Source organism: Streptomyces rimosus subsp. rimosus (assembly GCF_000720725.1).
Taxonomy (GTDB): domain Bacteria; phylum Actinomycetota; class Actinomycetes; order Streptomycetales; family Streptomycetaceae; genus Streptomyces; species Streptomyces rimosus_A.
Window position 1 is genome coordinate 110,922 of the sequence record NZ_JOCQ01000006.1, and the last position, 12,368, is coordinate 123,289.

12 protein-coding genes are annotated in these 12,368 nt (G+C 74.4%); 5 read left to right on the forward strand and 7 right to left on the reverse strand.

Annotation, left to right across the window (positions count from 1 at the left end; translation table 11 throughout):
• Positions 1–84: 84 nt before the first annotated feature.
• From IH45_RS0104915 to IH45_RS0104925, 3 genes are read left to right on the forward strand one after another with little or no spacing between them, the layout of a single operon-like run.
• Positions 85–1,461 carry an OFA family MFS transporter gene (locus IH45_RS0104915; protein ID WP_030661873.1) on the forward strand — a complete coding sequence of 459 codons (1,377 nt, stop codon included), beginning with the start codon at positions 85–87 and terminating at the stop codon, positions 1,459–1,461.
• Entirely contained in the window at positions 1,458–1,571 is a 114-nt protein-coding gene (locus IH45_RS1000000151170; RefSeq protein WP_463607441.1) for an MFS transporter small subunit, read from the forward strand. Before IH45_RS0104915 ends, IH45_RS1000000151170 begins: the two co-directional genes overlap by 4 nt.
• Positions 1,572–1,630: 59 nt before the next feature.
• Positions 1,631–3,073, forward strand: coding sequence for an amidase (locus tag IH45_RS0104925; protein WP_030661875.1), 1,443 nt, complete (start codon positions 1,631–1,633; stop codon positions 3,071–3,073).
• Positions 3,074–3,077: 4 nt separating this feature from the next.
• Here IH45_RS0104925 and soxR read toward each other — a convergent pair whose 3' ends face one another.
• The 4 genes from soxR to IH45_RS0104945 all read right to left on the reverse strand — a co-directional run bounded on the left by soxR (position 3,078) and on the right by IH45_RS0104945 (position 6,233).
• Positions 3,078–3,611: a redox-sensitive transcriptional activator SoxR gene (gene soxR, locus IH45_RS0104930; RefSeq protein WP_030661878.1), complete on the reverse strand. Its 534-nt coding sequence runs from the start codon at positions 3,609–3,611 to the stop codon at positions 3,078–3,080.
• Positions 3,612–3,732: 121 nt separating this feature from the next.
• Positions 3,733–4,194 carry a MaoC family dehydratase gene (locus IH45_RS0104935; protein ID WP_030661881.1) on the reverse strand — a complete coding sequence of 154 codons (462 nt, stop codon included), beginning with the start codon at positions 4,192–4,194 and terminating at the stop codon, positions 3,733–3,735.
• A 141-nt stretch (positions 4,195–4,335) separates the two neighbouring features.
• Entirely contained in the window at positions 4,336–4,965 is a 630-nt protein-coding gene (locus tag IH45_RS0104940; protein WP_030661884.1) for a TetR/AcrR family transcriptional regulator, read from the reverse strand.
• A 116-nt stretch (positions 4,966–5,081) separates the two neighbouring features.
• Positions 5,082–6,233, reverse strand: coding sequence for an acyl-CoA dehydrogenase family protein (locus IH45_RS0104945; protein WP_030661887.1), 1,152 nt, complete (start codon positions 6,231–6,233; stop codon positions 5,082–5,084).
• Positions 6,234–6,338: 105 nt separating this feature from the next.
• Here IH45_RS0104945 and IH45_RS0104950 point away from each other — a divergent pair, with 105 nt between their 5' ends.
• Both IH45_RS0104950 and IH45_RS0104955 read left to right on the forward strand, forming a co-directional pair.
• A complete protein-coding gene (locus tag IH45_RS0104950; protein ID WP_030661890.1) occupies positions 6,339–6,986 on the forward strand; it encodes a TetR/AcrR family transcriptional regulator in 648 nt (215 codons plus the stop codon).
• Between the two features lie 98 nt (positions 6,987–7,084).
• Positions 7,085–8,071, forward strand: a complete 987-nt coding sequence (locus tag IH45_RS0104955; protein WP_030661892.1) for an urea transporter — start codon at positions 7,085–7,087, stop codon at positions 8,069–8,071.
• On the opposite strand, the gene IH45_RS0104960 is transcribed toward IH45_RS0104955, so the two are convergent.
• The 3 genes from IH45_RS0104960 to IH45_RS0104970 form a co-directional block, all read right to left on the reverse strand.
• Positions 8,058–9,302 carry a vWA domain-containing protein gene (locus IH45_RS0104960; RefSeq protein WP_030661895.1) on the reverse strand — a complete coding sequence of 415 codons (1,245 nt, stop codon included), beginning with the start codon at positions 9,300–9,302 and terminating at the stop codon, positions 8,058–8,060. The genes IH45_RS0104955 and IH45_RS0104960 overlap by 14 nt on opposite strands.
• A 125-nt stretch (positions 9,303–9,427) precedes the next feature.
• Positions 9,428–10,729, reverse strand: coding sequence for an AAA family ATPase (locus IH45_RS0104965; RefSeq protein ID WP_030661898.1), 1,302 nt, complete (start codon positions 10,727–10,729; stop codon positions 9,428–9,430).
• Between the two features lie 105 nt (positions 10,730–10,834).
• Positions 10,835–12,292, reverse strand: a complete 1,458-nt coding sequence (locus IH45_RS0104970) for a hypothetical protein (RefSeq protein WP_030661901.1) — start codon at positions 12,290–12,292, stop codon at positions 10,835–10,837.
• Positions 12,293–12,368 lie beyond the last annotated feature (76 nt).

The following is a 12,368-nucleotide window of genomic DNA, read 5'->3' on the forward strand; positions in this document are numbered from 1 at the left end:
GGGACGGGTGGCAGGACGTCCGCGGGGGCGGGCGCGGTGCGGGCGTACTTCCCGGAGGTGGGTGAACGCTGTACGTTCCGCCTCATGTGTGCGTCCGGCCGTTCCCGTACCGCCGTCGCGCCGCCGGGCTGGAGCCGCTGGCTCGTGCCGCCCGCGGCGCTGTCGATCCACCTCGCCATCGGGCAGGCGTACGCGTGGAGCGTGTTCAAGCCTCCCCTGGAGTCCGCGCTCGGCCTGTCCGGGACGGCCTCCGCGCTCCCCTTCCAGCTGGCCATCGTCATGCTGGGGCTGTCCGCCGCGTTCGGCGGCACCCTCGTCGAGCGCAACGGGCCGCGCTGGGCGATGGCCGTCTCGGCGGTCTGCTTCTCCGCGGGCTTCCTGGTGGCGGCGCTCGGCGCGGCCACCCGCCAGTACTGGCTCGTCGTCCTCGGCTACGGGGTGATCGGCGGCGTCGGCCTGGGCATCGGCTACATCTCCCCCGTCTCCACACTCATCAAGTGGTTCCCGGACCGCCCCGGCACGGCCACCGGCATCGCCATCATGGGCTTCGGCGGCGGCGCCCTGATCGCCTCGCCGTGGTCGGCCTGGCTGCTGGGCGTGCTGGGCACCGGCCCGTCCGGGATCGCCCGCACGTTCCTGGTGATGGGGCTGGCGTACGCGGTCTTCATGACGCTCGGGGTGCTGCTGGTACGGCTGCCGCCCACCGGCCGGGACGCCCCCGGTGCGCACCGGACCGCGACAGCGTCCCGCCCGCTGATCACCACCGCGCAGGTCTCCGCCCGCAACGCCCTGCGCACCCCGCAGTTCTGGTGCCTCTGGGTGGTGCTGTGCACGAACGTCACGGCAGGCATCGGCATCCTGGAGAAGGCGGCGCCGATGGTCGCCGACTTCTTCGCGCGCGGTCCGGCGCCGGTGAGCGTCTCGGCCGCAGCGGGCTTCGTCGGCCTGCTCTCGCTGGCCAACATGCTCGGCCGGATCGTCTGGTCGGCCACCTCCGACCTGGCCGGACGCAAGCACGTCTACCGCCTCTACCTGGGCGCGGGCGCGCTGATGTACCTGCTGATCGCGCTGGCGGGCGACGCCTCCAAGCCGCTGTTCATCGTGTGCGCCGCGGTGCTGCTCTCGTTCTACGGGGGCGGTTTCGCCACCGTGCCCGCCTACTTGACGGACCTGTTCGGCACGTACCAGGTGGGCGCGATCCACGGCCGGCTGCTCACCGCGTGGTCCACCGCGGGCGTCCTCGGTCCGCTGATCGTCAACGCCGTCGCCGACGCCCGCAGGTCCGCCGGGCACACCGGCCCCGAGCTGTACACGACCTCCTTCTTCATCATGATCGGTCTGCTCGTCGTCGGGTTCGCCGCCAACGAGCTGGTGCGGCCCGTCCATCCCCGGTACCACGAACCACCGCCGGCCGGGGCCCGGGCCGCCTCCCCCACCGCTCCGAAGGGAGCCGCCCCGTGACCGCCCGCCGCACCGCCCTGCTCGCCGTGGCCTGGCTGTGGGTCGGCCTCCCGTTCGGGTACGGCCTTTACGAACTGGCCCTGAAGCTGAGACAACTCTTCACGGGCTGACACAGCACCGCCGGTCCGCCCGGACCGGTCCCCCACAGCGCACCCGAAGGCGGACCCGCATGGCCGAACTGCACGATCTGACCGCTCTGGAGCAGGCCGCCGGGGTACGGAGCGGCGAACTGTCCCCCGTGGAGATCACCGAGCACTACCTCGCCCGCGCCGAGGACCTGGACAGCACGCTCGGCGCGTTCCTCACCCGTACCCCCGACATCGCCCGCAAGCAGGCGGCCGCGGCGGAGGACGAGGCGGCCGCGGCGCGGCGCGAGGGCCGGGAGCTGCCGCCGCTGCACGGGGTCCCGGTGCCGGTCAAGGACCTCACGCAGGTCGCCGGGGTGCGCTGCACGATGGGCTCGCGGGCGTTCGCCGACCAGGTGCCGGAGCGGGACGACCACGTCGTCACCAAGCTGCGCCGGGCGGGCACGATCCTGCTCGGCAAGACCAACACCCCCGAATTCGGCCTGCCCTGCTACACGGAGAACCTCCTCGCGCCGCCCGCCCGCACCCCCTGGGACCTGGAGCGTATGGCGGGCGGTTCGAGCGGTGGGGCCGCCACGGCGGTGGCCGGCGGGCTGGCCCCGGTGGCGCACGGCAGCGACGGCGGCGGCTCGGTCCGTATCCCCGCCGCGCTCTGCGGCCTGTACGGCATCAAACCGAGCCGCGGTCTGATCAGCTCGGGACCGCTGCTCCACGACGTCTCCGGCCTGGGTACGGCAGGCCCGCTCGCCCGTACGGTCGCGGATGCCGCCGCGCTGCTGGACGCGATGGCCGGTCCGATGCCCGGCGACCCGTACGCGGCGCCCGCGCTGCCGCCCGGCGAGACGTACACCGCGTACGCCGGGCGCGACCCGGGGCGGCTGCGCGTCGGCTGGCTGGTCGACGTGCCGTTCCCGGGCGTCGAGGTGCACCCGGACTGCCGGGCCGCCGTCACGGAGACGGCCGCGCTCCTGGCGGACCTCGGGCACGAGGTGGACGAACTGACCCTGCCCGCCGACGACAGCTACCGCCTGGCCTTCACCCGCGTCTGGTCGGTGATCGCCGCCAACCGCCCGGTACCGCCGGAGCGTGAGGCGGAGCTGCTTCCGCTGACCCGCTATCTGCGCAGGCGCGGCGCGGAGATCCCGGGGACCGAGTACGCCCGCGCGCTGTACGCGTTCCGGATGCTGGGGCAGCTGATCGCCGACGGGGTGATGCCGCGCGGCAGCGGGTTCGACGTGGTGCTGACGCCGACGGTCGCGACGCCGCCGCCGCGCGTGGGCGAACTGCGCAACGACGCCGACCCGCAGGCCGAGTTCGCCGCGGTCGGCGCCTTCACCCCGTTCACGCCGCTCTACAACGCCACCGGCCAGCCCGCGGTGAACGTCCCGCTGCACTGGAACGCGGCCGGTCTGCCGATCGGCGTCATGCTCGGCGGACGGTACGGGGAGGACGCGACGCTGGTCGCGCTCTCGGCGCAGCTGGAACAGGCCCGGCCGTGGGCGCACCGCAAGCCGGAGGTTTGGTGAGTCCTCAGCAGCCCGTGCTGCACCCGTCGGGCGCGCCGGGCCCGGCGCCGGCCGCGCCCGTCCGGGACGGTGCGCCGGCGGCCCGGTCCACGCGCAGCCGCCGCGCGCCCGGCCCCTGCTCGCCGAGTTCGTCGTACGGGTTGGACAGCGCGCACTTCTGGAGGGAGAGGCAGCCGCAGCCGATGCAGTCGGTCAGCCGGTCGCGCAGCTCGACGAGCTGGCTGATGCGCTCGTCCAGCTCGCCGCGCCAGACCTCGGAGAGCCGGGCCCAGTCCTCCCGGTTGGGGGTGCGCTCGTCGGGCAGCTCGGCGAGCGCGTCGCGGATCACCGCGAGCGGGATGCCGACCCGCTGGGCGGCGCGCACGAAGGCGACCCGGCGCAGCGCGTCGCGGGTGTAGCGGCGCTGGTTGCCGGCCGTACGGGTGCTGCTGATCAGCCCCTTGGACTCGTAGAAGTGCAGGGCGGACACCGCGGCGCCGCTACGCGCGGAGAGCTGGCCGACCGTGAGCTCGTGGACCTTGAAAGGAAGCTGAGGCACGGGCCAACCCTATCCGTGGGCCCGCGGGGACGGTTCGGGGCTGCCCTCCGGTACGGGCTACGCGCGGCAGCCCGTACGGGCCACGGTCGGCGGGCCGCCACAGGTTACGGTCAGCGGCCCGTCACAGCAGGAACCGGCTGAGCGTCTCGGCCACGCACACCGGCTTGTCGCCGCCCTCGCGCTCGACCGTCACCGCCGTCGCCAGCTGCACACCGCCGGGCACCTCCGTCACGTCCGCGATCCGGGCGGTGGCCCGCAGGCGCGAGCCGACCGGGACGGGAGCGGGGAAGCGGACCTTGTTGACGCCGTAGTTGATGCCCATCTTGACGTTGTCGACCCGCAGCAGCTGCGGTACGAGCGCGGGCAGCAGCGCCAGCGTCAGATAGCCGTGCGCGATCGTGGCGCCGAACGGCCCGGCCGCGGCCCGCTCCGGGTCGACATGGATCCACTGGTGGTCGCCGGTGGCGTCCGCGAACAGGTCGATCCGCTTCTGGTCGACCTCCAGCCAGTCGCTGGTGCCGAGGTCCTCGCCGACCGCGTTCCGCAGCTCGTCGAGCGAGCCGAACACCCGGGGCTGTGCCATGTCCGTATGCCTCCTCAGGTCGCGCGGGGCGCGGACCGTGACGTCAACGTGTCATCAACGTGTCATCGACTAAGCGCTTGCTCAGCATGCTCAGCGGCCCCGGGACCTGTCAATGCCGACCCGGCACCCGGCCGGACGGGTTCACGGCCGCCGCGCGCCGACCATGCGCAGCACGAGGTCGGCGTACAGATCGCCCACCTCCTCCGGCGTACGGGCGCCCTCCGCGGAGAACCAGCGGGCCACGTCCACGCACAGCGACAGCACCGCGAGGGTGGTGCCCGGCACGTCGCCGACGGTGAACTCCCCCGCGTCCGCGCCGTCCTGGAGGATGCCGCGCAGCGAGCGGTCGGTGCGCCGCCGCAGGTCGGCGATCTCCGCGTAGTGCTCCTCGCTGAGCGCCTGCAGCTCGTACTGGATGACCCGGGCGGTGGTGTGGTGCCGCGCGTGCCAGCGCGCGAAGGCGCGGACGGCGGCGCCGAGCCGCTCGGTGGGCCCGCCCTCGGCGGCGGCCGCCTCCTCCATGATCCGCAGAGCCTTCTCGTGGCCGACGCCGCTGATCCTGTAGAGCAGTTCTTCCTTGGTCTTGTAGTGGATGTAGAGCGCGGCGGGGCTCATGCCGGCGCGGCCCGCGATGTCGCGGGTGGTGGTGGCGTGGTAGCCGCGCTCGGCGAACGCCTGGACGGCGGCACGGACCAGGCGGCGGGCCGCCTCCGGGGACACGTCGGCCCAGTCCTCCGCCGAGCCGTCCGCCCGCTCCGCCTCCGTGACCATCGCGCACCCCGATCCTCGGTCCGCCACGGGCTCTCCGCGACGGACCGAACACCTTACCGCGCCGGTGAGCAAGCGCTTAGGGCCGAGTGGCGCGGCACGGCCGGGTCACGGCCGCCTCAAAAGGCCGAGACCCCCGTCAGCGCCCGCCCGATGACCAGCTTCTGGATCTGGCTGGTGCCCTCGTACAGCGTCATCACGCGCGCGTCCCGGAGCAGCTTGCCGACCGGGTACTCGTCGATGTAGCCGTAGCCGCCGAAGACCTGGAGCGCGTTGTTCGCGGCGCGCACCGCCGCCTCGGAGGCGAACAGCTTCGCCTTGGACGCCTCGGTGGCGAACGGCTCGCCGCGGTCGATCAGGTCGGCGACCCGCCAGGTCAGCAGGCGCGCGGCGTCCACGTCCACGGCGATGTCGGTGATCAGCTCCTGCACCAGCTGGTGGTGGGCGATGGTCCGCCCGAACTGCTCGCGCTCGGTGGCGTACCCGACGGCGGCGTCCAGCGCGGCCTGGGCGATGCCGACGCAGCCCGCGGCGACCGACATCCGCCCCTTGGCCAGGGCGGACATCGCGACGGAGAACCCTTTCCCCTCCGGGGCCAGCATCGCGTCCGCGGGCACCCGTACGTCCTGGAGCACCAGCTCGGCGGTGGCCTGGCCGCGCAGTCCCAGCTTGCCGTGGATCTCCCGGCGCTCCAGGCCGGGCGTGTCCGCGGGGACGAGGAAGGCGCTGACGCCCTTGTGCCCCGGCGCGTCACCGGTGCGCGCGAAGAGCAGCACGACGTCGGCCCAGGTGCCGTTGGTGATGAACATCTTGCTGCCGTTGATCACGTAGGAGTCGCCGTCCCGTACGGCGCGGGTGGCCAGGCTGCCCGCGTCCGAGCCGGTGCCGGGCTCGGTGAGACCGAAGCAGCCGACGGCGTCCCCGGAGGTGAGCGGGGGCAGCCAGCGCCGCTTCTGGTCCTCGTCGCCCCAGGCCGCGACGGTCTTGGCGACCAGGCCCAGCGATACGGAGACGATGCCGCGCACCGCGGAGTCGCCGCGGCCCAGCTCCTCGGTCACCAGCGCGTAGGCGAGGTGGTCACCGCCGGAACCGCCGTACTCCTCGGGGACGGTCAGCCCGAGGAAGCCCAGCCCGCCCAGCTTCTTGACCACGGACCGGTCGACGCGCTCGGCGCGGTCCCAGGCGGCGGCGTGCGGCGTGATCTCACGGTCGACGAAATCCTTGGCGAGCTGCCGGACGGCAGCCTGCTCCTCGCTCAGCTCCAGGTTCATCAAGGCCCCTTGCGGAGGGTGACGGCAGCCGGGCCGCCCGGCACGGCCGGACACCCGTTAACTACCACTGCTAGTTTTCTGGCGGCAGCCTCTACTATGTGCGGCATGGCCCGACCCCGCAAGCCCCTGCTGAGCCGGGAGCGCATCGTCACCACGGCGCTCGCGCTCATCGACGCGGAGGGCCTGACGGCCCTGTCCACCCGGCGGCTCGCCGCCGAGCTGGGCGTCAGCGGGCCGTCCCTGTACAACCACTTCACGACCAAGGACGAGATCCTGGACGCGGTCGCCGACACGGTGATCTCCGAGGTGGACGTGTCGGCCCTCGGCGCGGGCGCCGACTGGCGGGCCGGGCTGCTGGCCTGGGCCCGCTCCTACCGCGCGGCCCTCGCCGCGCACCCGAACATCGTGCCGTTCCTCGCCCAGGGCCCCGGCCGCCGCCCGGCCGGCCTGAAGATGGCCGACGCGGCCTTCGGCGGCATGGTGGAGGCCGGCTGGCCGCCCGCCCAGGCGACCCGGATCTGCGCCATGGTCCGCTACTTCGTCGCGGGCTCCGCGCTGGGCTCCTTCGCGCGCGGCTTCGTGGCCGACCCGAGCGCGTACGACCCGGCCGACTACCCGCACCTGGGCCAGGCGCACCTGCTGGCGGAGCACCAGCAGCGGGTCGACGAGGGCGCGTTCGAGACGGGCCTGCTGGCGCTGGTCGACGGGCTGGCGCTGCGGCACCCGGCCACCACTCCGCCGCCGCACATGTAACGGCTCAACACGTAGCTGTAAAGTGCATCCACTTGGCCGGGCCCGGTACGGCGCCCGCAGTGACCGGCGTGCCCGGCCTGCCGGAGAGGGAGGACGACGTGCGTGATCGGATCGCCGCGCCACGGGACCGGAGCGCTCCGCCGGCCCGGCGCCGCTGGGCGCGGCACACCGTCCATGTCCTGCGCGGCCAGGGTCAGGTCGACTTCCTGCCGAGCGCGGTCACGGGCGCGGTCTTCACCGTGGCGCTGTGCGCGGCGGGCTGGGCGTACGGCCTGTACGGGCTCCTCGGCACCGCGGCCGGCACGGCCACGGCACACCTGCTCGGTGTGGACCGCGACCGGATCACGGCGGGCCTCGAAGGGTTCAACGCCTGCCTGGTGGCCGTCGGTTCCGCGGTGTTCCTCGGCCCCGGGCACGTGTCCACCGTGCTGCTCGCGGTGGCCGGCAGCGCGGTGGTCACGGTCGTCACCGCCGCCGCGGCACGCGTCCTGGCCACCTGGCAACTGCCCACCCTCACTCTCCCGTTCTGCCTGGTGGCGAGCGCGCTGACGATCGGCGCGCCGGGCCTCGCGCGCGTCTGGCACCAAGGCGCGGCCCCGGCGGCACTGCCCGGGACCGGCGGGCCGCCCGCCGCCCTGTCCTTCACCGACCTGTGGCACGGCCTCTTCGCCAACGTCGCCCAGGTCTTCTTCATGCCGCAGTGGTACGTCGGCGCGCTCTTCCTCGCCGGCATCTTCGCCGCGAGCCGTACGGCCGGGGCGATGGCCTGCGTCGGCAGCCTGACCGGCACCGGCACCGCCTGGGCACTGGGCGCCCCGACGGCACAGATCGCGTCCGGCGCGGCCGGCTACAACGCGGTGCTGGTCGCGATGGCGCTGTGCGGGGTGTTCCTCCCGGCCGGCCGCCGGACGGCCGCGTACGCGGTGGCGGGCGCGGCAACCGCCACGGCCCTGGCCCCGGCGATCACCGCCCTCACCGCCCCGTCCGGCGGCCACACCTTCACCTGGCCGTTCGTCCTGACCACCCTGGTCTTTCTGGCGGCTGCTCCGGCGTTGCCGCGGCTGGGCCGCCTCAGCCGATCGTGACGACGCGTGCCCAGGGCGGCGGGGCAACGTCCGGTACGTAGTCGGGGTCCTCCTCGTCCACGATCCGGGCGGGGCGGGGGAAGAGGCCGACGACGGTGCGGCAGGAGGGCTGTACGGAGGGCCACGGGGTCTGGCCGTCCGTCAGGGCGACGATCACGTCCGGGCGCGGCTGGGAGCGGAGCGCCCGGGCGAACCCGGAGCGGAGGTCCGTACCGCCGCCCCCGATCAGTTCGATGTTCTCGGCGCGGCAGAGCGGGACGGCGACCCCGGCCGCCGCGTCGCAGGAGATCACCGAGACCAGGTCGCGGCGCCCGCCCACCGACCGCGAGATCGCCGCCACCTCCAGCAGGGCGCTGCCCAGCTCCGCGTCGCTCACCGACCCGGAGGTGTCGATCACGACGCAGACCCGGGGCGGCGTACGGCGCAGGCTCGGCAGCAGCACCTTGGGGACACCGGCCGAACGCCGGGACGGCCGCCGGTAGCTGTGGTTCTCGCCCGCCCCCGCGCCGCTCACCGCCGAGCGTACCGCCGCTCCCAGCAGCTGCCGCCACGGCTGCGGTGGGTGGAACGCCTCGTCCGCCCACCGGCGCCACCCCTCCGGCGCGTCCCCCGGCCGCCCCTTGATCCCCTCGGCGACCCGGAAGCGGATCGCGTCCCGCTGCTGCCGGCTCAGCCCGTGTGCCCCGTCGGGCCCCAGTTCCCACGACCGGTCCTGCCCGTCGGCACCGCTGCCGCAGTCCAGCCAGGCCAGTTCGGCGGAGAGCCCGGACATCGAAGCCGTCCGCAGGTACTCCTCCATCAGCAGCCCGTCGGACAGCTGCAACAGCGACGGCAGCACCGCACCGGCCGGTTGCGGCAGACCGTCACCGTAGATGTCGTCGTTGATCTCGAAGTCGGCGGCGATGTTCCGCCGCAGCCTCTCCCGGCGTTCGTCCGGGACCCCCGTCTCACCATGCTCGGCCGGCCCGGGCTCCCCGTGCTCGCGTGCGTACCGCTCGCCCCGCCCGTGGTGGTCCCGGAGCAGGTGGGAGACCTCGTGCACCCAGACGCCCGCCAGCTCCTCCAGCGGGGTGCGCGCCACGAAACCGGGGTTGACGTAGCAGCGCCAGTACGCGTCCACCGCCATCGTCGGCACCGACCGGTCCGCCACCACGTGCAGTGCGAACAGGGCACCGGCCAGGTACGGACGGACCTTCACCGCGTGCAGCCGCGCGGCCAGCAGCTTCTCCATGTCCAGCGCGGCTTCGGGCCGGCCGGCCGACTGCCTCGGCACGGCGGCCCGAACCGGGCGCGGCGGCGCGGGCCGGGCCATGGGGCGCGGCAGCGGGGACGGCCCCGGGCGCTTCGCGGCCCCCGTCATCGGCGCGCCCCCGCCGTACGCTCGGCCTCGGCCGCCATGGCACTGCCCACCGACCGTTCCGCCCGCCGGGCGAGACCCACCACTGCGGTCAGCCGCTCCACCGTCTCCGGCACCTCCCAGTCGTCGCGCCGCAGCGCGGCCAGCGCCGTCGCCGGGGCGACCAGCAGGTCCGGCGCGCCGGTCTCCAGCGCGCGGACGAGTACCGCCCATGCGGCCTCCCACCGCTCCCGCTCCGGCCGCGTCCCGACGGCCGCCACCACCGCGTCCAGCGCCGCCTGACGCAGATCGCCCCGCACGGGCAGTTCGGCGGAGGCCGGATCGGCCAGCAGCGACTCCGGGTCCGGCAGCTCCATCCGGTCCAGGTGGGCGAGGAGTTCGAGCCCCGGCCCGTCCCCCACCGCGCCCCGCACCAGCAGCGCCAGCACCTCCCGGGAGACGGAGGCCGCCGTACCGAAGGCCAGCAGGGTCAACGCGGCATCCCAGCTCCGGGGCGAGGGCCAGGCACCGCCGCGCCGCGTCTCGGTGTTCGGCAGCCGGTGGATCAGCGTCGGCCGGGCCGCCAGGAAACCGCAGACCGCGCGCCGGGCGAACGCCGCCGCCTCCGGCAGCCGCTCCGGCACCAGCCGGGGCAGCTCCGCACGCGGCCAGACTCCGCCCAGACCGCGCACCACCACCTCGCGGTCGTGCACCCAGTGCAGGTGCACGAACCGGTTGGCCAGCGGCGGGCTCAGCTCCCACCCGTCCGCCGCGGACGCGCGCGGATTGGCGGCGGCCACGATGCGTACTCCCGGCGGCAGTTGCAGCGCACCGACCTTCCGCTCCAGGACGACCCGGAGCAGCGCGGCCTGGACAGCCGGGGTCGCGGTGGAGAGCTCGTCCAGGAAGAGCAGCCCCCGCCCGGCCCGGACGAGTTCCACGGCCCACTGCGGCGGCGCCATCGGCACCCCCTGCACCGCCGGGTCGTCGCCCACGATGGGCAGTCCGGAGAAGTCGGAGGGCTCGTGGACGCTGGCGATGACCGTGGTCAGCGGCAGGTCGAGGGAGGTGGCGAGCTGTGTCAGGGCGGCGGTCTTGCCGATGCCCGGCTCGCCCCAGAGCAGGACGGGCAGGTCGGCCGCGACGGCCAGGGTGAGCGCTTCGAGCTGTTCGTCGGGGCGCGGCTCGGTGGTGGTCGTCCGCAGAAGGGTCAGGAGGTCGTCGGCGAGGGCGAGGTCCGTGCGGGTCTCGGGGGCGGGGGTGGGAGCGGACGTACCGGCGGTCGGGGCCGGGGCGGCGGACAGGAGGGTGCTGGAAGTCATGGACATCACCTGGGGTGTGTTGAGGGAACGGGGCGACGGCCCGTTACGGATGGCGTGCGGGTGTACGGCGTCCGGTGCGCCGTGGGTGCTTCGGCGGGCGGCCGGTCAGCGGTACATGCTCGTACGGGGCCGGGCCCGGCTGCCCCACATGCGCCTCAGGTCGCGAGGCGTATACCGGTTGAGGCGGGGGCGGCGGCGCGCCTCCGCGCGCCCCACGCCCGGGGCGTTTCCGCCCACTGCCGCACCGGCACCGGGGTGCTCGTCGGCCAGCCCCGACCGGAAGAGACCGTGGTCGATACGGCGGGCCGCGGCCGACTCCAGTTCCTCCCGGAGCGGCCCGTCGCGCAGGACGGCGCCCGGACCGAGCAGCCCCTCGACCACGTCCAGCGCCCCGACGATGTCACCGTGACGCAGCCGTTCGCGAACCGCGGGCAGGGCCTCCGGGCTGCGGTGCACCGCGTCGATCGCCCGCAGGCACGGCAGTCCCGGCCCGCCGAGCGCCACCAGCAGTTCTTCCCGGCGCAGTTGGTCCGGGTCGTGATCGATCGCCGTCAGTACGCCGTCCCGCAGCGCGATGCGGTGGACCTCGCCCCGGCACTCGATGCGGTGTGGATCGGCGGACGTGGGGGCGGGGGTGGAGTCGGCCACCGTTGCCGGGGCGGACGCCCCGAGTGCCACGGCGACGAGCGGATGCAGTTGCCCGGCCGTGATCAGCCCGGCCCGCAGCAGCTCCAGGTCCGGAAGAACCCGGGCCGCCGCGTCCGGCAGCACCGGAAGCGCCGCGACCTCCTGCGGCGGCAGCGCGTCGCGCAGCGGCCGGAGTGAAGGGGCGTGGCTGTCGTCGGGGGCGACGAGTTCCAGCACGGCGCGGTTGCGCGCGCCGAGCCGGACGGTGAAGGCTCCCCGAGCGCGGCCCTCGGCCGCCAGCAACAGCTGCCCTTCGGCGGCCCAACTTGTCACTGCCAACGGAGCGTTGCCAAGAAGACCTGGCAGGTCGGACGAGCCGGGCACGGGCGTCCCACCCGCTCCGCACCGCTGCGCCAGTTCGCCGCTGCGCCCGGCGTCCCAGAGATGCCGGTGCAGGTCGAGGCGGAAACGCCGGGAGGGATGCGGGTGCGGATGACGCCCGAGGCCGTCGTCTCCGGCGCCCGCCCACAGGGCCAGGGACATCCGCTGGCCCGCGTCCGCCCAGGCCGGCGGTGTCCGCACCACCAGCTGAAGCGGCGTGGGGCCGGAATCGTGGTAGCGGGCCAGGCAGAGGGTAAGGCCGGGCCGGAGCCGCCCGTCGGGGGCGACCCTCGGCATGTGCCATCGGAGCAGATCCGGCGCCAGGCGGCGCAGGTCCGCACGGAGGCGGGTGACAAGGGCGGTGCCGTGGCGGTCGCGCACGGCGCGCAGATCGAGGTCGACATCGATCCGGGCAGCGGCGCAGGCCCCTGCCCAGTCACCGGCCGTACGTCGCGCGGCCGCGATTTCGATCATGGACGGTGGCACGGCGTACTCGCGTACGCGCTGCCACATCAAAAGGCGGGACGGAAACTCGTTCGCGGAGACAAGTGCCATCAGCACTCACCTTGCACGAACGATTCCCCCATTCCATACGAGGAGAAGTTCTTCATCCCCGGCATCATAACCACAC

Coding starts and splice junctions, on each gene's coding strand:
- IH45_RS0104960 (WP_030661895.1), bottom strand. CDS start 9,302: ATGGAGAAGCTGCTGGCCGCGCGGCTGCACGCGGTGAAGGTCCGTCCG.
- IH45_RS0104935 (WP_030661881.1), bottom strand. CDS start 4,194: ATGGCACAGCCCCGGGTGTTCGGCTCGCTCGACGAGCTGCGGAACGCG.
- IH45_RS0104970 (WP_030661901.1), bottom strand. CDS start 12,292: ATGGCACTTGTCTCCGCGAACGAGTTTCCGTCCCGCCTTTTGATGTGG.
- IH45_RS0104940 (WP_030661884.1), bottom strand. CDS start 4,965: ATGGTCACGGAGGCGGAGCGGGCGGACGGCTCGGCGGAGGACTGGGCC.
- IH45_RS0104925 (WP_030661875.1), top strand. CDS start 1,631: ATGGCCGAACTGCACGATCTGACCGCTCTGGAGCAGGCCGCCGGGGTA.
- IH45_RS0104945 (WP_030661887.1), bottom strand. CDS start 6,233: ATGAACCTGGAGCTGAGCGAGGAGCAGGCTGCCGTCCGGCAGCTCGCC.
- IH45_RS0104915 (WP_030661873.1), top strand. CDS start 85: ATGTGTGCGTCCGGCCGTTCCCGTACCGCCGTCGCGCCGCCGGGCTGG.
- IH45_RS0104965 (WP_030661898.1), bottom strand. CDS start 10,729: ATGACTTCCAGCACCCTCCTGTCCGCCGCCCCGGCCCCGACCGCCGGT.
- IH45_RS0104950 (WP_030661890.1), top strand. CDS start 6,339: ATGGCCCGACCCCGCAAGCCCCTGCTGAGCCGGGAGCGCATCGTCACC.